Source organism: Neisseria sp. HMSC069H12 (assembly GCF_001812735.1).
GTDB lineage: Bacteria > Pseudomonadota > Gammaproteobacteria > Burkholderiales > Neisseriaceae > Neisseria > Neisseria subflava.
The window spans coordinates 1-23,015 of sequence record NZ_KV810248.1 but is presented as its reverse complement, the minus strand read 5'-3'; the positions used below and the strand labels follow the sequence as shown (position 1 = coordinate 23,015).

At 49.4% G+C, this 23,015-nt stretch carries 20 protein-coding genes and 1 pseudogene; 13 read left to right on the top strand and 8 right to left on the bottom strand.

The window, feature by feature from the left end; all coding sequences use genetic code 11:
- Positions 1-24: 24 nt before the first annotated feature.
- The 5 genes from HMPREF2872_RS03165 to HMPREF2872_RS03145 form a co-directional block, all read right to left on the bottom strand.
- The gene (locus tag HMPREF2872_RS03165; RefSeq protein WP_070631162.1) at positions 25-1,452 is read right to left on the bottom strand and encodes an oligosaccharide flippase family protein; all 1,428 of its coding nucleotides are present in this window, start codon (positions 1,450-1,452) and stop codon (positions 25-27) included.
- Positions 1,453-1,620: 168 nt separating this feature from the next.
- A complete protein-coding gene (locus tag HMPREF2872_RS03160) occupies positions 1,621-2,928 on the bottom strand; it encodes a nucleotide sugar dehydrogenase (protein ID WP_004520865.1) in 1,308 nt (435 codons plus the stop codon).
- Between the two features lie 573 nt (positions 2,929-3,501).
- Positions 3,502-4,605 carry a bifunctional diaminohydroxyphosphoribosylaminopyrimidine deaminase/5-amino-6-(5-phosphoribosylamino)uracil reductase RibD gene (ribD, locus tag HMPREF2872_RS03155; protein WP_070631160.1) on the bottom strand — a complete coding sequence of 368 codons (1,104 nt, stop codon included), beginning with the start codon at positions 4,603-4,605 and terminating at the stop codon, positions 3,502-3,504.
- A 14-nt stretch (positions 4,606-4,619) separates the two neighbouring features.
- The gene (gene nrdR / locus HMPREF2872_RS03150) at positions 4,620-5,072 is read right to left on the bottom strand and encodes a transcriptional regulator NrdR (RefSeq protein ID WP_070631158.1); all 453 of its coding nucleotides are present in this window, start codon (positions 5,070-5,072) and stop codon (positions 4,620-4,622) included.
- A gap of 199 nt (positions 5,073-5,271) precedes the next feature.
- The gene (locus HMPREF2872_RS03145) at positions 5,272-6,114 is read right to left on the bottom strand and encodes a class II glutamine amidotransferase (RefSeq protein WP_070631155.1); all 843 of its coding nucleotides are present in this window, start codon (positions 6,112-6,114) and stop codon (positions 5,272-5,274) included.
- Between the two features lie 284 nt (positions 6,115-6,398).
- On the opposite strand from HMPREF2872_RS03145, the gene HMPREF2872_RS03140 reads away from it, so the two are divergent.
- The 3 genes and pseudogenes from HMPREF2872_RS03140 to HMPREF2872_RS03130 all read left to right on the top strand — a co-directional run bounded on the left by HMPREF2872_RS03140 (position 6,399) and on the right by HMPREF2872_RS03130 (position 9,676).
- Entirely contained in the window at positions 6,399-7,139 is a 741-nt protein-coding gene (locus HMPREF2872_RS03140) for a Slam-dependent surface lipoprotein (protein WP_070631154.1), read from the top strand.
- Positions 7,140-7,248: 109 nt separating this feature from the next.
- A complete protein-coding gene (locus HMPREF2872_RS03135; RefSeq protein WP_070631152.1) occupies positions 7,249-8,688 on the top strand; it encodes a surface lipoprotein assembly modifier in 1,440 nt (479 codons plus the stop codon).
- Between the two features lie 255 nt (positions 8,689-8,943).
- Positions 8,944-9,676: pseudogene (locus HMPREF2872_RS03130) on the top strand (hypothetical protein).
- Here the strand turns inward: HMPREF2872_RS03130 and HMPREF2872_RS11730 are convergent.
- Positions 9,673-9,810 carry a hypothetical protein gene (locus tag HMPREF2872_RS11730; RefSeq protein ID WP_168164753.1) on the bottom strand — a complete coding sequence of 46 codons (138 nt, stop codon included), beginning with the start codon at positions 9,808-9,810 and terminating at the stop codon, positions 9,673-9,675. The pseudogene HMPREF2872_RS03130 and the gene HMPREF2872_RS11730 overlap by 4 nt on opposite strands.
- Positions 9,811-9,953: 143 nt before the next feature.
- Here HMPREF2872_RS11730 and HMPREF2872_RS03125 point away from each other — a divergent pair, with 143 nt between their 5' ends.
- The 3 genes from HMPREF2872_RS03125 to HMPREF2872_RS11960 all read left to right on the top strand — a co-directional run bounded on the left by HMPREF2872_RS03125 (position 9,954) and on the right by HMPREF2872_RS11960 (position 12,555).
- A complete protein-coding gene (locus HMPREF2872_RS03125) occupies positions 9,954-10,700 on the top strand; it encodes a hypothetical protein (RefSeq protein ID WP_107810729.1) in 747 nt (248 codons plus the stop codon).
- Positions 10,701-10,731: 31 nt separating this feature from the next.
- The gene (locus HMPREF2872_RS11965) at positions 10,732-10,854 is read left to right on the top strand and encodes a hypothetical protein (protein WP_283118974.1); all 123 of its coding nucleotides are present in this window, start codon (positions 10,732-10,734) and stop codon (positions 10,852-10,854) included.
- 153 nt (positions 10,855-11,007) lie between these two features.
- Complete coding sequence (locus HMPREF2872_RS11960) at positions 11,008-12,555, top strand: hypothetical protein (RefSeq protein WP_283118973.1); 1,548 nt, start codon at positions 11,008-11,010, stop codon at positions 12,553-12,555.
- A 61-nt stretch (positions 12,556-12,616) separates the two neighbouring features.
- Here HMPREF2872_RS11960 and HMPREF2872_RS03115 read toward each other — a convergent pair whose 3' ends face one another.
- Positions 12,617-13,453, bottom strand: coding sequence for a PHP domain-containing protein (locus HMPREF2872_RS03115; protein WP_070631149.1), 837 nt, complete (start codon positions 13,451-13,453; stop codon positions 12,617-12,619).
- 65 nt (positions 13,454-13,518) lie between these two features.
- Positions 13,519-15,915, bottom strand: coding sequence for a penicillin-binding protein 1A (locus tag HMPREF2872_RS03110; RefSeq protein WP_070631148.1), 2,397 nt, complete (start codon positions 15,913-15,915; stop codon positions 13,519-13,521).
- A gap of 153 nt (positions 15,916-16,068) precedes the next feature.
- Here HMPREF2872_RS03110 and pilM point away from each other — a divergent pair, with 153 nt between their 5' ends.
- The 7 genes from pilM to aroB all read left to right on the top strand — a co-directional run bounded on the left by pilM (position 16,069) and on the right by aroB (position 22,917).
- Positions 16,069-17,160: a type IV pilus assembly protein PilM gene (gene pilM / locus HMPREF2872_RS03105; RefSeq protein ID WP_003684494.1), complete on the top strand. Its 1,092-nt coding sequence runs from the start codon at positions 16,069-16,071 to the stop codon at positions 17,158-17,160.
- A gap of 4 nt (positions 17,161-17,164) precedes the next feature.
- Complete coding sequence (locus HMPREF2872_RS03100; protein WP_049328903.1) at positions 17,165-17,788, top strand: PilN domain-containing protein; 624 nt, start codon at positions 17,165-17,167, stop codon at positions 17,786-17,788.
- Positions 17,788-18,459: a type IV pilus inner membrane component PilO gene (gene pilO / locus HMPREF2872_RS03095; protein WP_004520855.1), complete on the top strand. Its 672-nt coding sequence runs from the start codon at positions 17,788-17,790 to the stop codon at positions 18,457-18,459. The genes HMPREF2872_RS03100 and pilO overlap by 1 nt, the downstream gene beginning before the upstream one ends.
- 15 nt (positions 18,460-18,474) lie before the next feature.
- Positions 18,475-19,017 (top strand): pilus assembly protein PilP, encoded by a 543-nt coding sequence (locus HMPREF2872_RS03090; protein WP_070591494.1) that lies wholly within the window; start codon positions 18,475-18,477, stop codon positions 19,015-19,017.
- Positions 19,018-19,037: 20 nt separating this feature from the next.
- The gene (pilQ, locus tag HMPREF2872_RS03085) at positions 19,038-21,170 is read left to right on the top strand and encodes a type IV pilus secretin PilQ (protein ID WP_070631147.1); all 2,133 of its coding nucleotides are present in this window, start codon (positions 19,038-19,040) and stop codon (positions 21,168-21,170) included.
- 132 nt (positions 21,171-21,302) lie between these two features.
- Positions 21,303-21,815: a shikimate kinase gene (locus HMPREF2872_RS03080; RefSeq protein WP_070631144.1), complete on the top strand. Its 513-nt coding sequence runs from the start codon at positions 21,303-21,305 to the stop codon at positions 21,813-21,815.
- 22 nt (positions 21,816-21,837) lie between these two features.
- Positions 21,838-22,917: a 3-dehydroquinate synthase gene (aroB, locus tag HMPREF2872_RS03075; protein ID WP_070631143.1), complete on the top strand. Its 1,080-nt coding sequence runs from the start codon at positions 21,838-21,840 to the stop codon at positions 22,915-22,917.
- The last annotated feature ends 98 nt before the right edge of the window (positions 22,918-23,015 follow it).

The window sequence follows — 23,015 nt, the reverse complement described above, 5'->3', positions numbered from 1 at the left end:
GTAGAGACGTGGATCTCAGGTTGGCTATTTTGCCGAACGGTTTAATTTGGCTTTGATTTTTTCGGTCGTGGCAAATAGTGCGTGTTTGTATTTTAGGAACAGGAAACCCAGTCCGACTGCCCATGCCAGCGCAAACCAAATGTAGTTGTCGCGCGTACCCAGCCAAGTGTAGGCAAGGCAGATCATCAGGCAGAGCGTTGAATTGGTATAAATCTTCAGGCGCGGCAAAGGTTGCCACAGGCGTGAAGAGAATTCGGTTTTAAAGATGAAAAACAGCCAAAAAGCCGTTGCGCTGGCCATAGCCGCACCTTTTGCACCGAATTTCGGCACCAGCAGATAGAGCAGGGCGGTATTGGCGATAAAGGCAACGATGTTGATGACGGTAATCAGCCAAGTCAAGCGGACGACGTTCAAACCGATGCCGCTGACTTCGGTCAGCGTGTAAAACAGGGGGAAGAGCATACACGAGAGCAGGATAAATTGAACCTGCGTGTATTTTTCCGGCAGTATCCAAGTCGCCATCGGCGAGAAAATCCCGATGAGGCAAATCATTGCGCTGATGAGGACGGTCATGGAAAGCGTGATGTCGCCGATTTTATCCAGATTGGTTTTTTCTTCTACCCATTTGAACACCAAAGGCGCCCAAATGGTGGAAAACACACTTTGGAAAATCAGGGCGACGGCACCAAAGCTGACTGCCATCGAATAAATGCCCAATTCGTCCAAACCCGAGATGTCTTTGAGGACAAAGCGGTCAATCGAAGTCAGGCCCCAATAGGCCAGGTTGCCGAATGCCAGCGGCAGGCCGTAGCGCAGGCCGTCCCGATGCAGCTCGGACGACCATTTCGCATGGGAAACGGCTTGCAGGTCTTGGCGCAGCTGATATATCAACAGTACAACGGTCAGCACTTGGGCTGCGGTGTAGGCAAAAACCAGCGAAGTAGTATTTGCAGGCAAACCGGAGGCAATCACGACAAAAACCAACACCAAAATCAAGAATTTCGGCGCAAGCTGGCTGACGGAAAAAGCCAATGCCTGCTCTTTCATCCGCAAAATCAGGGCTAAAAAACGGGTAATCAGCGTGGTGGCCAAAAAAATCAGAAAGAGAATCCCCAAATTTGCACTGGGGATGTCAAAAATGATTTCAGACGGCCATGATGCGTTTATCAGTAACACTAAAACCACAACCGCCACCGTCAGAATCAATGGCGATAAAAAAACGGATTTGAACAGCGCGGCCTTGTCTTTAACGGCGTAATAGTCGCGAATATAGGATTGGTCCAGTCCCAAGCCCAAGAGCAGAATGCTCAGTCCGGCAATGGTCTGCAAGAGTACGATACGGCCGATGTCTTCCGCAGGGAAGTACCATGAGATGAGTGGCAGGGAAAGCAGGCCGAAGGCGGCGCTTCCTACCGGGCCCAATGCGTAGCCGAGGATTTTTTTCGCGTTCATATTATTTGTTTTCAGACGGCCAGAAGTTCGAGCTGAGCGTTTTTCGTAAGGTATGTGTTGTTACCGTTGCCGGTTTGCCAAGGCCGCCTGAAAAACAAATGGCCTTGGGAAACCGGCCGCCGTCCCGGTCGGGGAAACCGGAGGCAGCCGGATGCGTCTGAAGCAAGATTATGCTTTGATGACTTTAGGATTTTTTACTGGGAATTTGCCGCGTGTATCAACAATCAGCTTGGCATGTTCGGTGATCATGTCATAGTCGAATTTGTCGTGATCGGTGGTCAGAACCACGCAATCGTATTGGGCGACAGTTTCAGGGGTCAGCGCTTCGCTCTTCAGGTCGAAGTAGTGGTGGCCGGGGATGTGCGGGAACTCTGGAACGTGCGGGTCAGAGTAGGAAACCACCGCACCCAGTTTGTGCAGGCGGTCCATGACTTCCACAGACGGGCTTTCGCGCATATCGTCCACGTTTTTCTTGTAGGCGATACCCAATACCAAGATTTTGCTGTCTTTGATAGAACGGTTGTGGTCATTCAAAGCCAGGCCGACTTTTTCGATAACGTAGTCGGGCATATGGGAGTTCACTTCACCGGCCAGCTCGATGAAACGGGTGTTTACGCCGTATTCGCGTGCTTTCCAAGTCAGGTAGAACGGGTCGATAGGGATACAGTGGCCGCCCAAGCCAGGGCCTGGGTAATAAGCAACGAAGCCGAACGGTTTAGTTGCAGCGGCATTGATGACTTCGTGAATGTCGATGCCCATTTTGTCGGCAACGATTTTCATCTCGTTCACCAGGCCGATGTTTACGGCGCGGTGGATGTTTTCCAGAAGTTTGGTCAGCTCGGCCGCTTTGGTGGAGCTTACTGGAACAACTTTATCGATGGCAGGTTGGTACAGCGCAAGGCCGACTTCCAAACAAGCAGGGGTATGGCCGCCGATGACTTTAGGAATGGTACGGGTTTCAAAGTTAGGGTTACCCGGGTCTTCGCGCTCAGGAGAGTAAACCAAGAACACGTCTTGACCGACTTTCAAGCCGCCTTCTTCCATGCGCGGCAGCAATTCTTCTTCGGTAGTGCCGGGGTAGGTGGTGGATTCCAAAGACAGCACTTGACCGGCGCGTAGGTAGGGTTTTACCGCATCTGTAGTGTCGATCACAAAGCTCATGTCCGGCTCGCGGTATTTGTTCAGCGGAGTCGGTACGCACAAAATAACGGCTTCTACTTCGCCGATGCGGGAGAAGTCGGTCGTTGCTTCAAACAGGCTGTTGGAAGCAGCGGCAATTTTGTCGGAAGGGATATGCTCAATGTAGCTTTCGCCTTTGTTGAGCTTGTCGACTTTGTTGGTGTCAATGTCGAAACCCAAAACTTGGTAACCGATATCCACATAGCGCAACATCAGTGGTAAACCGACGTAGCCTAAGCCAACGATGCCGATTTTTGCGGTCTTATCGGCAAATTTTTGTATCGTAATGTTTTTCATGATGTCTTTCGTTTAATGAATGAGTAAATCGAGATGTTTGCGCGATGCCTGAGTTGTTTGCTGCAACCGCATAGCCATAGCCGGCTGCCGTATTGTGTGAAGCCTTAAAACCATACTTATAATTACATTAGACAAAATCATAAGCACTTATCTGATTCGTCTCAATCAAAAAAGTTTAATGGTCGTTCAGACGGCCTATAAGGCATGAAAACGGTATTTTTGAATGCTTAATTTTTAGAAGTTACATTCAACTACATGTTTTGATTTTAGATATTGTTTTGTCAAATGCATGGTTCATGAAATGAAACTACCGTTTATGCCGTTTAAAACCCTTCTAGAATAAAAACTTTTAATAAATTTTCGTGACTTAACTTATCTTAATAATCCATTATTTCGTGATGAAAAAAAGGAAAATTTGTCGATAATCAGCTTGAGGATAGTTAACTTAAGTCAAAGTTTTAAATTGGAATACGCTAAAGTCATTATAATATATTGACGAAAAAATTACATTTATTGCTATGTGAATAATAGATATATGCTATTGAAAGTGATTTGATTATTAATTTGAGGCAATTAGATGGATTGTTTCCGGAGAGCCCATTTAATGTCCTGTCCGATGATTTCTACTGATTGACTTTGCCAAGGGCCGTCTGAAAGTAGGGCGGCCGGATTTTCAGAAAGGGAGAAAAGAGGTTTGCCTGCGCCTAACAGTTTCGGCGCTTGGTAGAGGACGATTTCATCCACCAAGTCATCCTTCAGGAAGGCTGAAGCAAGTGTGGAGCCGGCTTCTACCAGAACTTCGCCAAAGCCAAACTCTGCCAGTTGCGGCATGAGTGAAAGAAGATTGATGCGGCCGTTGATGTGTTCAGACGGCCTGATGATGCGGATATGTTCAAATGTGCGTAGAGCCTGCAAACGTTGTTCGTCTGAGGAAAGGGTAACGATAACGGTCGGGCTTTCGGTATCGGTAACGAGGTGGCAGTCTAAAGGAGTTTGCAGTCGGCTGTCCAAGACGATACGCGCAGGTTGGCGTAGAGTGGGGAAGCTGCGAACGTTGAGTTTCGGGTTGTCGGCAAGTACGGTACCGATACCGGTCAAAACAGCGCAACTTTCGGCACGGAGAATTTGTACGTCTTCGCGCGCCGCTTCGCCGGTAATCCAAAAGCTGCGGCCGTCTGAAAGGGCGGTTTTGCCGTCCAAACTGGCGGCGCACTTGAGGCGGACAAACGGTCTGCCACGTTCGATACGTGACAGAAAACCGCGGTTGAGTTCGCGCGCCTGAGCTTCCAACAAACCGCTTTCTGTACGGATTCCGGCGGCTTCCAGCATAGATAAGCCTTTGCCTGCGACCAACGGGTTAGGATCGGTCATGGCGGTGACCACGCGCGTTACGCCTGAATGAACGAGCGCTTCGGCGCATGGCGGTGTGCGACCGTAATGGCTGCAAGGTTCCAGCGTAACATAGGCCGTTGCGCCTTTTGCTGCCGCTCCGGCCTGCCTCAACGCATGAACTTCAGCGTGCGGTTCGCCTGCTTTGACGTGGAAACCTTGTCCGACGATTTGGGCACCGTGTACAATTACGCAGCCGACGCGGGGATTGGGGGAAGTGGAAAACCGCCCAAGCTTGGCCAGCTCGAGGGCGGTTTGCATCATTTGGGTATCAAGTGCGGAAAACATGGTTTCAGACGGCCTTATTTGGCTTTGCATTCGGCGATGACTTGGGTGAATTCGGAAACGTCTTTAAAGCTTTTATAGACAGACGCGAAGCGGACATAAGCGACTTGGTCGATTTTTGCCAGCTCTTCCATCGCCATTTCGCCGACGATGTGTGAAGCGACTTCTTTTTTGCCCAAACGGTAGAGGCGTTGCTCGATAAGGGCAACGGTTTCATCGATTTGTTCTTGCGTAACAGGGCGTTTGTGCAGCGCGCGCTCAAGGCTGGTCTGCAGTTTGTGCGGATTGAAGGGAACCCGTGTGCTGTCGGATTTGATGACTTGCGGCATCCGCATTTCAACGGTTTCAAAGGTGCTGAAGCGTTGTCCGCATTCCAAGCATTTGCGACGGCGACGGATGCTGTTGGTGTCTTCCAGCCATCGCGAGTCGGTTACTTGTGTGTTGGGGTGTTGGCAAAACGGGCACTTCATCGGGTTTCCTTGTCATACGCTCGGCAAGGTCGCTAAGCAATTGAATTTATTGTTTGTGACCTATTATTGTAGCGGATTGCGCTATTTTCGTATAGTAAAGGCTTTTTCGTCGGATTAAGTATAAAAAGGCCGTCTGAAAGGGCAACTTGAGTGAAGTTGATCTTTTCAGACGGCCTTGAGTTTTTCAATCAATCAACCGTTAAACCGATACGCCGACGGCACGGGCGATTTCCAAACCTTCTTCCGCGCTCATATAAACCGGATTTTCGGGGCGGTCGCTGCGGACGATATCGCCGTCTTGAAACATCACCAATTCATTGACTGCCAACTGCGACCAAGTTTCATCGCGCGTCAGGGGCAGGGTGGCGATGACGGAGACTTTATCGTTTGGTGTGGTCACTTTGGAAAAATCGACCATCACGTCGTCGTCCAGCAGGCGTGCTTTGCCAAACGGGGCTTTGCGTACTATGTAGTGCAGCAAGGTACTGGCATGGGCAAACAGGCAGTCGCCGTTGGACATCACAAAGTTGAACAAACCGTAGCGGCGGATTTCATGAGTCAGGCCGGCAATGGCATCAAACAAAACTTCAGGTTCGGGTTTGGTGGCAAAGCGGCTGCGCAGGCGGTTGAGGATAAAGCAGAACGCACGTTCGGAATCGGTTGTGCCGACCGCGTGGTAGTACTCGCCCTGCTCGGGGAAAAAATCAATCAAATGGCCGTTGTGTGCAAACAGCCAATATTCGCCCCACATCTCGCGCATGAAGGGATGAGTGTTCGCCAACGAGGTCTGGCCTTGTGAGGCCTTGCGGATATGGGCGATAACGTTTTCAGATTTGATCTGATAGGCGCGCACCAAGTCAGCAACGGGCGAGTTGGCACTGGGCTTGTCGTCGTGAAACAAGCGCACGCCTTTGCCTTCGAAAAAACCGATACCGAATCCGTCGGCATGGTGGTCGGTAATGCCGCCACGGCGGCGGAAGCCTTCGAAAGAAAACATGATGTCTGTGGGAGTGTTGCAATTCATGCCGAGCAGTTGGCACATGGCGTTAACCTTTTTTCCGGGTATTTATAGGGTTATTATGGTGTATCGGGCAGGCAGTTTCAATATATTCTTTGCCGTTTTGGGGCAGGTGATACAGGTCGTATCGAATTAAAAATAAATATTTTCGCCTTATTGGAGATTTTTAGGATATTTGCTAATTCTGTGCTAACACTTCCCCTATAAAATGTTTTGTAGAACAAAAAGACCTCCTCACATAACGATATGTTCTACTCACAACGAAAACATAATTTTCCCCACCATCGTTTTACCTCAAGGAGTGTTCAATGAAACTGAATCTGCAAAAAACCACCGCTGCTGTTTTGGCTGTTGTATTCAGCGTAGGCGCATTTGCCGCTAATAATGCCTATAACCCATTCGAGTATGGCTACAAAAATCACAAATACGGCAAAAAATGGGGCAAGCCTGCATCTGAAGCCGAAGGCGAAAAAGTAATGAAAAATGCGGCATACCGTTCCGGCGTGTATTACACCAACGTAAACCGCATTCCGGCAAAAGCAGACCGCAACGGCGTGAAAACCGTACAGGTTAACGACGCATACACCCGTCAAAATCTCGGCCGTTATGCGTTTGATACCATTAAGAGCGGCGGTTCGGAAGTATATTACGGCGAGTGGGTTGGCAAAGAATACGCTAAAGGCACCAACCGCGGCGTTTACTACTCCGGCGACAAACGCGCTACCTCTATGCCTGTATCCGGTGTAGCCAACTACGCGGTTAAAGGCATCAACAACTACACCGGCAATAATCCTCTGACTGGTACATTGCGTGCCGACTTCGGTCAAAAAGTCTTGACCGGTTCTATGAAAAACAACGCCATGCAGCTGGATATTCATTCCCGCATCAAACCGTCTAGCGCATCATTTGAAGGCTACGCCCGCGCCAACGGCCACTTCGGTACAACCGAAGGCCACTTCTTCGGCAACGGTGCAAGCGCGTTGGCCGGTGTTGCCAAATTTAAGACTGACCGCAACTTGGATACGGCATACGGCGGTGTAAAACGCTAAAATCCGTAGTTAAGTAAAATGAAAGCCTGCTTCACGCAGGCTTTTTTAAACACCAGCCCGCCAACCTTCTCAAGGTCGTCTGAAAACCACCGACCGGAAAGCCGACACCATGTACAAACCGTCTGCCTGCCTTCTCCTGTTTCTCGCTGTCCCCGTCCTTGCCGCGCCGCGTTCTGACTTTTCAGACGACCGTACCGCGCAACGCCTGTGGCAGGACACCCGCCAAACCATGCAGGAACAGGAACAAAAAGTGCGTGAATATCATCTTAATATTTCTGCTCCATATACCGGGCAGACAGCCGAGAGCGATTCCGAAACCGACCAAGGCGAGGGACTGTTTAACGCAGTTAACCGCAGCGACTGGCAAACCGTTCGCCCGCTGCTCGAGCGTTATACCCAGCAAACCGAATACGACCCCGACATCGCCCTCTTTGCCCGCGCCTCACTCGCCCGCGGCGAAGGCAGGTGGAAAGATGCCAAACAAGACTACGAAACCCTGCTGCAACGCCATCCCGACTTCGCGCGTGGACGGCTCGATTACGCCCGCCTGCTCTTTGAAGGTCGTCTGAACCGCGAAGCCACTTCCGAATTTATGCGCCTGCAAAACGAAGACCTGCCCGAAGCCGTCAAAGAAAACATCGGCCATTTCCGCGACTCTCTAAACCAACGCCAAAGCTGGCAGGGCAGCCTTTCCGTCGGCGCCGTCCACAACAGCAACATCAACGAAGCCAGCGGCAAAGTGTGGTGTAAAACCGAAATCGACGGCGAATGCTGGGAAGAATTTTCAGGCGACAAGCCCATTTCCGCCAACGGCATCAAATACGAAGCCGCCGCCGTCCGCCGCTGGCAGATTAAAGGGCATCACGGCATCGCCACCCGCGCGCTCGGCTACGGCCGCTTCTACCGCGACCATAAAGACTTCAACGAACACACGCTCAACCTCAGCGCAGGCTACCAGTTTGAAAACCACCGCCACACCTTCGCCCTCGCCCCGCTCGTCGAATGGAACGGCAGCGGCGGCAAAACCCTCAACCGCGCCTACGGCGTACGCAGCGAGTGGAACCTCGACAAAGGCAGCTGGACATGGAACACCGAAGCCGAGTGGAAACACCTCTCCTATTCCGACAAAACCCGCCTGCTCGACGGCAGCCTCTTCTCCGTTTACAACACCCTATCCTACTTCCCGCGCAACGACCTCATGCTCTACGGCGGCATAGACTGGCAGCAGCGCAAAGCCAAAGAACCGGTGGACAGCTACCGCCTCATCTCCGCACGGCTGGGCGCGGCAAAAATGTTTGAAGCCGGCTTCGACGCCTCCGCCTCCGTCACCTTCGGCATCCGCAGCCACCGCGAAGAAAACGCCGTACTCGAACAACGCCGCCGCGACAAAGAGCAAACCTACCGCCTCAGCATAGGCGCGGACCGCTGGAAATTCGCCGGTCTCAAGCCCGTCCTCAGCTACAAACACCGCCGCGTCCACGGCAACACCGACTGGCTGTACAGTTACAAACAAAACGAAGTCGGTCTGTCGCTGGTCAAATCGTTCTAACGCAGGACGCAGAAACACAAAGGTCGTCTGAAATTCAGTTTTCAGACGACCTTTGCCGTTTTTGATGCACCGCGTTTCTGCCTGTCTCCCCTTCTCTGCCTTGCGGATAGAAAGAAACTGAAAAACGGCGCGGATAGAAGTTTTGGCTATAATCAAAGCATTAGGATTTATTTAACCGATATCAACCTAATTTGCTAGAATCCGTCGTTTTGCCGGTTGATTGAACGGCATTTTTCATAGAAACAAACCATAACCATGACCCACACACAGCAAAAATCCCCTAACCTTTGGCTGGTTATCACTGCTGCCGCCGCTATCCTACTGATTACCATCGGTATGCGCATGACTATGGGGCTGTTTGTCCGTCCGGTCGTCGACTCTACCGAGTTAAGCATCCAAGAGTTCAGCCTGATTATTGCCGTTTTCCAGTTGATGTGGGGCTTGTCCCAGCCGCTTTCCGGCGCGCTTGCCGACCGCTTTGGCGCGTTTAAGGTGTTAGGCGGCGGTGCGCTGCTGTTGGCATCTGCCTGTCTGATGGTGCCACAGATGCCGACTTATTGGGGGCTGATGCTGGCAATTGGGCTGCTTTTTTTCGGGCTGGTGTACGGGGCGGTTTTTAGGCAAATATGTTTTGTTCGGACTCTACGCCTCGCGTGTGGCGATGGTGCTGATCTACCTTGCCTCCCCGAGAACTGACGTCAATTTCTACATTTTCGCCGCCGCGCTGGGCTTCACTTGGCTCGCCACCGTCGCGCCGACCGCCGCGATTACGGGCAAACTGTTCGGCACGCGCTATCTGGCGACGCTGTTTGGGCTGACCATGTTGAGCCACCAAATCGGCGGCTTTTTAGGCTCGTATATCGGCGGCATCGTGATTTATCAATTCAACGATTACGGCTGGATGTGGTATGCCGATGCGGTGCTGGCGGGCATCGCGGCGTTGCTGAACCTGCCGATACGCGAAAAGAAACTGGTGCAAACCGCTTAAACACCAAGCCAAGCACAAAGGTCGTCTGAAAACGGAAAAACGGTTTTCAGACGACCTTTTTCTATCATTAGTGGGAAACGGTCGATGTGTTTGGCAATCATGGCTTGGGCGGTTTGCTGAAAGAAGGTACTCATGAGAAATCCCCTAAATGTCTTGGTGGGAATTTAGGGGATTTTGGGGAATTTTGCAAAGGTCTCAATTAGCGTGCAAATGTGCTTGCAGTGAAAAAATATTGGAAATAATATCAATGCAAGTAATAATTTTTATCAAGAAGGAGATGAGTGTGAAATTTTTAGCTGCTTTGCTGTGGCCGGCCATGTTGCTGCCCATTTTGTCTCATGCCGATAGCGGCATTCAGACGGTCTCTGTTTCTCAAGCATATGCGGATGACGCAACGGGCTGCGGGCAGCTTTATCCTGTAGAGAGCTTCGAGAATTTGTTCAGACAGATGGCCGGCACGCTGCATAGTGCCTGTTTGCTTGATATGCCGCCTGAAGATTTAGCGAAAAAGTGGCAGATTCCCGTGTACCGGCGCTATCTGCGGCTTTCCGGCCGTTTGCGGCCTGACGGAGAAAAACAGGCGGTACTCAGATGGAAAGACAAGGCAGAGCGGCAGAAATGGCTCAAACACAGGCGGCGTAAGCTAAAACGGCCGACCGACGGCTTTACGGTAGTGCATCAGACCGACTACGACGGCAGCACTTTTTTAGAAATCGAAGCAACGCCTGATTATATAAAACGATACCGTTCATTGTTTCCTGACGACCGTTATCCTGATGATTTGCCGAAACCCTATGTTTCATCTCATATCCTAAGCCCGGTCAGCGTATGCTTTAACAATGGAACAGAACAAGTTTTTCCTAGGTATACGGTAGTAAAACAAGTAGCAGTAGATGAAAACAACCATTTGATCGGGAGTGATAGACATTTGGTTATAAGGGAGGAGAAAGGTGCAGGAATATTATTTCAGCATCCAACAGACAAATGCATTAATGATATTTCCAGCATCTTTCTTATCAGATAGTCGATAGTATTTAATTTTAAAGGTATATGGTATGGCTACAACAGCACAAATCCGGCAGCATTTTTTAAAATTAGGGATGCCTGTTTCGGAAGTTAATCAGATTATTCGGGATTCAATTTTACTGGGGCAAACCCATAACTTTATCAATCAATAGGGGTTAGGGAGTATTCAAGCAAACACTAAATATTCCGGCATATTTTTCCAAAGCAAACTAATTGGCAGTAAAGAAAATAGAAGTATTGTATTCGGTACGGCAGACAAAAGATATCTGACTGCTTCTGATTGGGCTCATGAGTTAGGACATGGTTTGTCGAAAACAATTTCCAAGCTTGATCTTGATATTGATGGAAATCGCAATATAACAGCGAATGAATATGCACGAAGATTTGTTTATGAAGAAGGAAAAGCCGAATACAACCGTTTTCAGTTTGATTTGCGGAACAACCCAAAAGAAACCAAATACGGATCGGATACGGCAGCAATCAAGGCGATGAACCAACAACAGGCTGTTGATTATTTTGCCCACAAAATGAAAACCCAAAACCCCAGCGGACAGCCCAGCCATACTTATTGGACATGGGCGAAATCTGTATTCCTTAAGGAAACCAATCCAAACCTGCTAAACGGTAAAACTCCAGCCGAAAAGCAAAAAATTCTGCAATCAGGAATGGATGAAGCAGCGCCTGACCATCCCAACAGACTGTTTGGCGTAGGTGACGAGCGGGTTCGCTTTCAGAAAACCGATCCAAATATGCCGCTTAGTCTGATGCCGATGATGACACGTGGAAATCCTATGTTGATGGTGGTATTTGTACCTGCCAACAGCCGTTTGGCAGACGGTACGGTAACGACGGCTGCAAGAACAGCGTTATATTATTCTTCAGGCGGAAAGCAGGGGGCGATTGAATTCGGTATCGGTAGCGCGGGCAAGAGTGTCAGCTTCAACGATAATTTAGTAAATTACTCAAAAAGTGCGTATGCGGCATTGATTACTTCAGCCAGCAGGCTTCATTCCAATGCAGTGAACCGCTTGGCTGCTTTGGTCGAACAGCAAAAATCCGAACAGGCATCAGGAAAAGGCAAAGAAATTCATAATGAAAACGAAGCTTTGAAAGCTTTGCAGGATTTACTGAACAAAGCCAATATTTCACTTGATTTGCAGGGCGGAGTGGATAATCTTCAGCAGAATTTTGACCAAATTGCCAAAAATTACCATACTCCTCTTGCTATCGAGCTGTATGGAGAAGAGTTGCTCACGACTTCGGTGGAGGATGGAGTGAGTTTTGATATGGATGGCGACGGGATGGTCGAACAGACGGCTTGGCTCAAAAAAGGCAGCGGTTTTTTGGTTTGGGATAAAAATGGAGACGGCATGGTAAACGACGGAACGGAGATGTTTGGTGAGGCAACAGTTATGTCTGACGGCAAGCGCGCAGAAAACGGCGTAGAAGCTTTGAAAGATTTGGACAGCGACAATAATAATATCATTAATCAATATGATGAATTGTGGGGTGAGCTAAGAATCTGGCATGACGAAAACAGTAACGGGAAAACGGAGGAAGGAGAGCTTTCTCTATTGTCCGACTGGGATATCCAGTCGATCTCTTTGGATTTTGCAGAAATCAATCTGAAAGATGAAGCCGATAATAAAATATTATTTGAATCAGAAGTGGTTTTGGAAAATGGGGAAAGGCGCAAGGTTGCCGATATTGATTTCCAAAACGACAAAGGAATTTACAATGAGTTGGCAGGTGAAATTTCAGCAGAGACAGCCGCTGATGTCGTGTATCCGACGGAAATTTCAACATCGGTTATACTGCCCGGAGAAAATACTGCATATATCCCGGCCGTATAAACACGTTATCAGATATGGCTTCCAAAGATATTTGGCAGGATAATCCTTTTGCGTGAGGCATTCAGACGGCCTTAAAGTGTTTCCAGACAGGACGGCATTGTTCGGGTAAGTCGGGACAGGCGCCGAGTATGCCGCCGCTGAAGTCGTTGGGGCGGTGGAAGTCGCTGCCTGCGCTGGCGAGAAAGTTGAAACGGTCGGCAAGCAGGGCATAGTTGAGGCGGTCGTTTTTACAGCAGTTGCCGCTGTGTACTTCAATCCCTGCGCCGCCGAGATTTTTAAATTCTTGAAACAGGTTTCGTTTGGCGGTGGCGGATAATTCATAGCGCATCGGGTGGGCGATAATGGCCATGCCGCCCGCGCCTGTAATCGCGGCTACGCAGTCTTCCAGTGTGGCCCATTCATGTCTGACGGAACAGGATTTGCCGTCTCCCAGATATTTGGTAAATGCCTGCTGTTTGTTTTTGACATGGCCTTCGCGGATGAGGAATTCGGCAATGTGGGTGCGGCTGGCCATTTCTTTGTTGGCGGCCAATGCCAGTGCGCCTTCATACGCGCCTGTTATGCCTTTTTTCTCCAGTTTGGCCGCGATGGCTTCCAATCGTTTCAGACGGCCTTTGCGGACTTCGGCAAGCAGGTTTTGCAGGGCTTCGTTGTGTTCGTCAAAGTCCAAACCGACAATGTGGATGGTGCGGCCGTGCCAAGTGACGGATATCTCCACGCCGTTGACGAAGGGGAGGCCGAGGGTATCGGCTTCGGTGCGTGCTTCGGCAAGTCCGCCGGTATGGTCGTGGTCGGTCAGGGCGAGCAGGGTGCAACCGTTTTGACGGGCGAGTCGGACAACTTCGGTTGGGGACAACATGCCGTCTGAAACGGTCGAATGGCAGTGTAAATCAATCATGGTTTTGCTTTGAATTTTCTTAAAAAAGGCCGTCTGAACGTTTCAGACGGCCTTGTTTTAGAACATTAGAACAGAGAGTCCAGTTGTTGTCTGTTATTGTTGCTGGTATTGCTTGGCAGAACTGGGGTTTCGTCTGATTCTTCACGGGCTGGCGCAGTGTTGCTCTCGGCACTGCGGCGGTTTTCATTCGGAACGGCACGACGGGCAGGTTGAGCAGGACGCGGAGCAACGCCGCTGTTGTCCAAGGCCAGGTCGGAGCTGGTGGTCATGCGTTCGCGCATATACACTTCGCCGCCGTTTGTAACCACGCCTTCAGGTGCTTTCATCGGTTTGACGCTGGTGCCTTTCAGGGCGAAGCGCATGTATTCTACCCAAACCGGTACGGCGATTGTGCCACCGTAGCCTGCACTGCCCATGCTGCGCGGTTTGTCAAAGCCGATATAGACGGCAGTCACAACGCTAGGGGTGAAGCCGACAAACCATGCGTCTTTGTTGTCGTTGGTGGTACCGGTTTTACCGGCGATGTCGGAGCGGCCCAGTGCGGCTGCACCGCGCGCGGTACCGACACGGACAACGTCCTGCATGATTTTGTACATGATGTAGGCGTTGCGCGGGTCAATGGCTTGAGGTGCGTTTTCACCGGCCACTAACGGCTGCATTTGCGCTCTCAGACGGCCTTGGCTGTCGTAGATTTTGTCGATGACGTGGGCAGATACTTTGTAACCGCCGTTGGCAAAGACGCTGTAACCTTCTGCAATACGCAACGGAGTGGTTTCGCCTGTACCCAAAGCCATAGACAGGCTGGCAGGGATTTCAGATGGCTTGAAGCCGAAGCGTTGGATATATTGTTGCGCGTAGCCGATGCCGATAGACATCAGGATGCGGATGGATACCATGTTTTTCGACGCGGTCAAAGCCTGACGCAGCGTGATGTAACCGGCATAGCGGCCGTCAGAGTTTTTCGGGTTCCACGCTTTACCGTTTGCACCTTTGCCCGGCAGGGAAATCGGCGCATCGTTAATCATGGTGGAGGCAGTCATGCCTTTTGCCAAAGCGGCGGAATAAACGAACGGTTTGAACGTCGAGCCGGGTTGGCGCATGGCTTGAGTTGCGCGGTTGAAGGTTTTGCTGTGGTAGTCGTAGCCGCCGACCAATGCACGGACTGCACCGGTTTTCGCGTCTAAAGACACCAATGCGCCTTGCAACAAAGGCTCTTGAACGACGGTAAAAGTATCGCCACTGCCTTTAACGCGAATGACGGAGCCGCGACGGATGCGGTCATCTCCCATTTTTTCGTTGTTGACGGCACGGGCGGCAAAGCCTAAAGCGTGGCTGTTCAGCGTGACTTTACGGCCGCTTGGCAACTGAATCTGTACACCTTTGCGTGAGGCTTCCAAGACAACCGCCGGAATCATTTTATCGATGGTGTAAAGTGTAGAAAGATATTGGCTGACAGTTTCTTCTACGTTATCGCTTTTGCTCAGGTCGATGTAGTTTTCTGCACCGCGGTAGCTGCTGCCGCGGTCGAAATTGCGCAGAACTTTACGCAGGGCTTCGGTGGCGACGCGCTGGTGTGCGGTATCGACGGTGGTATATACCTTGAAGCCTTGTGTGTAGGCATCTTCGCCGTATTTTTCAAACAGCTCTTGACGCACCATCTCGGCAACATACAGGGCATTTTGGTCGATGTTTTGTACAAAACGCTCGTAATGCAACTCTTCTTTCAAAGCCTGATCGCGTTGCTGCAGGGTGATCATGCCTTCTTCCAGCATATTGTTCAGAATATAAGCCTGGCGCAGTTTGGCACGCTCAGGGTTTACAATCGGATTGTAGGCGGAAGGTGCTTTAGGCAAGCCGGCCAACATGGCGGCTTCAGCCAATGTTAATTCATTAACATTTTTATTGAAATAAATTTGGGCGGCAGAGGCAAAACCATAAGCGCGTTGACCCAAATAGATTTGGTTGAAGTACAGCTCCAAAATCTTGTCTTTACTTAAAGACTGCTCGATTTTGTAGGCCAACAGGGCTTCGTTGAACTTACGGGTGAACGAACGCTCGCTGCTCAGGTAGAAGTTTTTGGCAACCTGTTGCGTAATCGTACTGGCACCGGATTGAACACCGCCGGCCATGACGTTGCCGATTGCGGCGCGCGCCACGCCCCAAACGTCCACACCCCAGTGGTCGTAGAAGCGTTTGTCTTCGGCGGCAATCACGGCGTCTTTTAAAATTTTCGGGAAGTCACCGATTTTGGTAAATTCACGCCGTTGTTCGCCGTAAACGCCAATGACTTGGCCGTCTGAAGAATAAATCGTCAGCGGCATTTTTGGTTTGTAGTGTTGTAAAGAGTCCAAAGACGGCAGTTTTGGATAGGTTACCAAAATTGCAATTGCAATCAGACCTACACCGAAAAGAGCCAGTCCTAATAAGAGACCCATGCAGGTCGTTATAATTTTTTTAATCATGACTAAGTAATAATTTTGCCATTAATGGCGATAAATAAAGTAAAATGGGAAACGATTTCTATCAGCCACAGTCAATACTGTGTAAAGAATAAGAAGTCCTTTACGGATAACGAAACAGTTACTCACTCCTAAATGATACAGGGAAGTCAAATCATGCGCTTATTTAAAAGCACGAAAGATACCAAAACAGGCAAGGCTTCTAGCGGATTGAACAACCGCTCTGCCATCGGCGTCGACATCAGCCAACATGCCATTAAGATGGTACAACTGACAGGCCGTAGTTTAAACCAAATTCAGCTGGAAAAATACGTTATTACCAAATTGCCTAAAAATATTGTCAAAGGCAACAAAATTCAAGACTACGATCAGCTTGCCACTTACATCCAACATACTTACACACAATTACGCAGTTCTTGCAAAAATATTGTTGCGGCTGTGCCACAAAATTTGGCGACAGTCGAGCAAATTATTTACAACCCGCGTGATACCGATTTGGACTTGGAAGAGTTTGTCGAGGCGGAAGTCGGCCAATTTGCGCCTATTGAAGAAATGAACTACGACTTTCAAGCCGAAGAAGTCGGTTCGGGCCAGCATGTTTTAGCTGTTGCCGCTAAAAAAGACGATGTCGAACCGCGCATTGAAATGTTTGAAAATGTGGGCTTGCCTTTGTCCGCTTTGGATTTGGACTTACTGGCGCAACGCAATGCCTTCGTTTATTGGATGAATACGCATGCTCCCGAAATGGCAGAGGAAAAAGTTGCCGTGTTCGGCATTCATGCGACGCAAATGTATGCCCTGATTCTGCAAAACGGCCGCATTCTCTATAAACAAGAAACTCCGGTCAGCACAGAGCAGCTCAATCAGCTGATTCAGCGTACTTATCGGGTAACGGAAGAAAAAGCCGCTCAAATGATGGCTTCCCAAAACAAGCCTTCCGACTACCAGTCTCAGATTGCCGACCGTTTTAATGTGCAGGTTGCGCAAGAAGTTCAGCGGGTTTTGCAATTTTACTATACCACGCAGGCCACTGATTCTTTCGCCAATATCAAACACATCCTGCTGACCGGCTTTACCGCTCAGCAGGCAGGTTTGGCGGAAAGCATTTTCTCGCAAACCAATACGGCAACAGAATACCTGCATCCGATTTCATATGTGGAACGCAGTGCAAAAGTAGAATTGCCGCAGTTTCAAATTGATGCGCCGTCACTGACGTTGGCGTTTGGATTGGCATTAAGGGGACTTTGAGAACATGATCGAATTAACCAGAATCAACCTTCTTCCGTATCGGGAAGAGATTAAACAGCGCAAGCAGCAGCAATTCAAAGTATTGATGCTTGGCGCTTTTGCAGTGGGTTTGGGCTTGGCAGCCGCTACCTATCTCGGTATTGATAGCGCCATCAGCAATCAAGAAGGCCGCAACAATTTCCTGCAAACCGAAATCGACAGACTTGATAGAGAATTGGGCGAAATCGATAAACTTCAGCAAGAAAAAGAAGCCTTCTTGGCCAAGAAGCTGAAAGTGGAAGAGTTGCAGGAAAAACGCTATCAAGCAGCTTATATCCTTGATTCTTTGAATGCGCTTACGCCCGATAATACTTATTTGACTGCGTTGGAAGCAGAAAGCCCGACCAGCTATAAAATTAGCGGCCATGCCGTCAGCGACAATAAAATCGCCGTTATGATGCGCTCCCTGCCAAGTACAGGTATTTTCTTGCAGCCTGAATTGTTGAGCATCAAAAAAGTAGATAACTACCAAGAATTTACTTTGAAATCTTCAATCAACCAAGTGAATACGCCGGCTCCTGCACCGACTGCACAAAGCAGCAGTGAAATAGCCGAACCTGTGGCAGAACCTGCTCCGGAGGCTCAATAATGGCATCTAAAAACTTGAAACAATTGGACGTACAAAACCTGTACCTGCTCAATATGCCTTCAAAACTTTTGCTGGCAGGTTTATTGATTGTCGGTATGTTGGCTTTGGGCTATGTCGGCGTATTTAAAGATCAGATTGAAACCCTGAATACGCAGGAAGCCAAAGAAGAAGAGCTGAAGGAAACCTTTACGCGTAAAAGCATTCAGGCGGCAAGCTTGAACAATTTGAAAGCAGAATTAGCTTCTATCCGTTCTGCATTTGACGTTTTGTTGAAGCAACTGCCGACCGACGCGGAAATTCCGAACCTGATTCAAGAGCTGCATCAGGCAGGTTCAACCAACGGGCTGCGTTTGGACAGCGTTGCACCACTCCAACCTGAAAACGATGGTCCGATTCAAAAACTGCCGTATCAGATTTCCATCACAGGCAAATACTCTCAGATCAGCCAATTTACCCGTGATGTAGGCGATTTGTCGCGCATTATTACGTTAGATTCCTTGAAACTCGTGAACGCAGGCGAGGATAAAGAGGGCAAAGGCAATAAAGGCGAGTTGACATTGAGCGCGATTGCGACGACTTACAAAGCACGTCCGGCCGAAGAGATTGCTGCCGAATTGGCTGCGCAACAGGCACAAGAAGAAGGCAAACCTGCCGAGAATGAGCAAAAATAAAAGAATAGGGAAATCATGAAAAAAATCATCTTACTCTTAAGTCTTCTTCCCTTGGCAGCCTGTACGCAAAGCTATGAAGATTTGACTCAATGGATGACGCAAACCCGTCAGGAAGCAAAATCCAAGATTATTCCGTTTGAAGAGCCGACGGTTGCATTGCCTAAGCCGTATAGCCCGCCGAACTTTAAAGGTATGAATGCGTTTGATTCACGCCGTTTGGACACTGCGCCTAAAGGCGGCAATGCGCCGGATGTGAACCGTCCGAAAGAAACATTGGAAGCCTTCAGTTTGGAAAACATGGCCTTTGTCGGAACGCTGCAAAGCGGCGGCAAAGTTTCCGGATTTATCAAGGTCAACGACCATGTTTATACCGTTTATCCCGGAAACTACATCGGTCAGAATTACGGCAGAATCCAAAGTATTACCGAAGATAAAATTATCTTGACCGAGCAAGTTGAAGACAGCTACGGCAACTGGGTGTACCGGAAGGCCGAATTGCCATTGAGCAGTAAAGAGGCGGATTCTTCCAATAGCTCAGATAGTTCGAATTCAAATTAATTTAGGGGTCTCACTCGATTATGAAAACCAAGTACATGACAAAATTATTTGCCGGCTTCAGCGTTGCCCTCGCTGTTCAGACGGCCTTTGCAGGCAATATTACCGATATTAACGTTTCTACTTTGCCTGACAACCAAAAAATCATCAAAATCCGTTTCGACAAAGATGTCACCACACCTCATGGTTTTGTAACATCTACGCCGGCGCGTATCGCATTGGATTTTGCCAACACCAATATCCGTTTGCCTCAGCCTGTTTTGGAATATGCCGACCCATTGCTGAATCAAATTACTGCGGCGCAAAACAATGACCGTGCACGCGTGGTTTTGGGTTTGAACAAAATCAGCCAATACAATACTGAGATTCGCGGCAATGAAGTTTGGGTATTTGTAAACGAATCTACTGATCAAACCAATGCGGCCGTTGCAAATGAACGTGCGGCTACGCCGTCTACCGCGCGCGCTGCTCAGACTTATCAAGCCGTTTCAGCAGCCAATATCGATTTCCGCAAAGGCGCACGCAATTCCGGCATTATTGAATTGTCCGCCCCTGGTTTCAGCGGACAGCCGGATATTAAACAGCAGCGCGACCGCGTGGTTGTGACATTGAAAAACCATACTTTGCCGACACAAGCGCAACGCAGTTTGGATGTGGCTGACTTTAATACACCTGTACAAAACGTTACGCTCAAACGTATCGGCAATTCTACCCAGCTTATTATCCGCAACAATAATACGAATTGGGACATCAATACCAAAGCTTCTTCCGGACGCTTTGTATTTGAAGTATCGCCTAAAGCCGCCAATACCGAATCCGGCGGCTTAAACCACAATGCGAACAAATCGTTCAAAGGCCGTAAAATTTCTTTGGATTTCCAAGATGTAGAAGTTCGTACCATCTTGCAGATTTTGGCAAAAGAATCCGGCATGAATATTGTTGCCAGCGATACCGTCAAAGGCACTATGACTTTGTCCCTGAAAGATGTACCTTGGGATCAGGCTTTAGACTTGGTTATGCAGGCGCGCAATTTGGATATGCGCCGTCAAGGCAACATTATCAATATCGCACCTCGCGATGAATTGTTGGCAAAAGACAAAGCCTTCTTGCAGGCTGAAAAAGAGATTGCCGAATTGGGTCCGCTGTATTCTCAAACCTTCCAGTTGAAATACAAAAACGTGGATGAATTCCGCAAAATTCTGCGTTTGGAAGAATACGACAGCAATAATTCCAACACCCGCAACACTCTGTTGAGCAACCGAGGCAGCGCCTTAATCGATCCGGCCACCAATACACTGATTGTGACCGACAACCGCGGCGTGATTGAGAAATTCCGCAAACTGATTGATGAATTGGACGTTCCAACCCGTCAAGTGATGGTGGAAGCGCGTATTGTGGAAGCTGAAGATACCTTCTTCCGCAACTTGGGCGTTAAATTCGGTTCCGGTGGTGCGATCGGCCGTACGGCATGGGGCAGCAACTGGAGCAATGCACAAACCAACTACAAGACCAATGCCTCATTTAACCGTGGCGATGTAGGCTACCGCACATGGACTTTGGATCCGAATGTCAGTCTGCCGACCGCAGCCGCAGTCAACAGCATTGCGCTGGTGCGTGCGTTCTCGTCCGGCGCATTGGGCTTGGAAATCAGCGCGTCTGAAGAACAAGGTAAGAGCAAAACCATTTCCAATCCGCGCGTGCTGACACAAGACCGTAAAGAAGCCAAAATTGAATCCGGTACGGAAATTCCTTACCAAGAGGCTTCTTCCAGCGGTGCGACTTCGATTACCTTCAAGAAAGCCGTTTTGGGCTTGACCGTAACGCCGAACATTACGCCTGACGGTCAAATTATCATGACTGTGAAGATTAATCGCGATACCCCGATCGACTGTACCGTAGATTCTCTGATGACCAAGTGTATCAACACCAAACACTTGAATACCCAAGCCATGGTTGAAGATGGCGGCACGCTGATTGTCGGCGGTATTTACGAGGAAGAAAGCACCAATGCGGTGAACAAAGTACCTGTTTTGGGCGATATTCCCGTTGTCGGCAATCTGTTCAAATCACGCGGCAAACGTGAAAACCGCCGTGAGCTGTTGATCTTCATCACGCCGCGCATTATGGATAATGTGGGTAACAATCTGCGTTACTGATTTTTAAAATGACAAACAGGCATATCTGAAAAGGTATGCCTGTTTTGGTTTTCAGACAGCCTGAGATGAAAAGGCCATCTGAAAAACGACGAACTTTTCCACGAAACCACCATATCGTATAAAATGACCCACATGGAAAAAATCAACGGCAATTTAATCTTAATCGGGCTGATGGGCGCGGGCAAAACCACTTTGGGCAAGCAGCTTGCCCAAATGTTTGAATGCCCGTTTTACGACAGCGACTACGAAATCTGCACTTCTTCGGGTGTAACCATTCCGACCATTTTTGAGATGGAAGGGGAGGAAGGCTTCCGCAACCGTGAAACCAATATGCTGAAGAAGCTCGCTTCCCGGCGCAACATCGTTTTATCGACCGGTGGCGGCTCCGTATTGCGCAGTGAAAACAGGCAGATTTTGCGCCAAAACGGTACGGTTGTTTATCTGCATGCCAGCCCCGAAACCTTGCTGGAGCGTACCCGTTACGACAGCAACCGGCCGCTGTTGCAAGTTGCCAACCCTTTGGCCAAACTGCAAGAGCTGTATGACCAACGCGATACGCTGTACCGTCAAACTGCCCATCTCGTCATCGAATCCGACAGCTGTCACAAAACGCTCAAACGCCTGATGCAGGCTTTAGGCGAATAAACACGTTTTGCAAAGGAATACCATGCGCACACTGACTGTCCAAACCCCGTCCCATCAATATCCCATCTTTATCGGGCATAAACTGATTGAGCAGGCAGATACGTTGCTTCAGCCCTATTTAGGCAAAAAAGCAGCCATCATTACCAACAAAACCGTTGCGCCGCTTTATCTCAAACAGCTTCAGACGGCCTTAGACAGACTGGGCGTGCCGCATTTCAGCATCATCCTTCCTGACGGCGAAGAATATAAAAACTGGCAGACGCTCAACCTGATTTACGATGGCCTGATGCAAAACCGTGCCGAACGCAAAACCACTTTAATCGCTTTGGGCGGCGGCGTGATAGGCGACATGGTCGGCTTTGCCGCGGCGACTTATCAGCGTGGTGCACCTTTTATCCAAGTGCCAACCACATTGCTCAGTCAGGTCGATTCCTCGGTCGGCGGTAAAACCGCCATCAACCATCCGCTCGGTAAAAACATGATCGGCGCGTTCTACCAGCCGCAAGCCGTGCTGGCCGATTTGACCGCCCTGCAAACGCTGCCGCAACGCGAACTTTCCGCAGGCATAGCCGAAGTCATCAAATACGGCGCATTGGGTGATGCCGAATTTTTTGCTTGGTTGGAAGAAAATATGGCCGACCTGATGGAGCAACACCAAGAAAAAATGGCAGAAGCCGTTTACCATTGCTGCAAAATGAAGGCCGATATTGTTGCCCAAGACGAAACCGAGCAGGGCATCCGCGCATGGCTTAATCTCGGCCACACTTTCGGCCATGCCATCGAAGCCGAAATGGGCTACGGCGTATGGCTGCACGGTGAAGCCGTTGCCGCCGGTTGCGTCCTTGCTTCCCGTTTGTCGCAAATTTTGGGCAAAACCCGACAAGCCGATACCGACCGCATTGCCGCTTTAATGGAAGCCGCCTCCCTTCCGTCTGCGCCGCCTGTTTTCTCCTTTGAAAAATGGATTGAACACATGAGCCACGACAAAAAAGTCAGCAGCGGCATCATGCGTTTTGTCGGTTTGGAATACTTGGGCAAAGCCAATATCACCGAAATTACCGATATGGAAATCCTCCGCCAAACCTTGCAGCCGTATTTGTGAGGAATGAATGAGGGTTGCTTTAAAATATAAAAAGGCCGAGACCTTTGCAAAAAAGCCCTTCCCCCAACAGCCGAAACCTAAACAAAGATTTTCGGCTG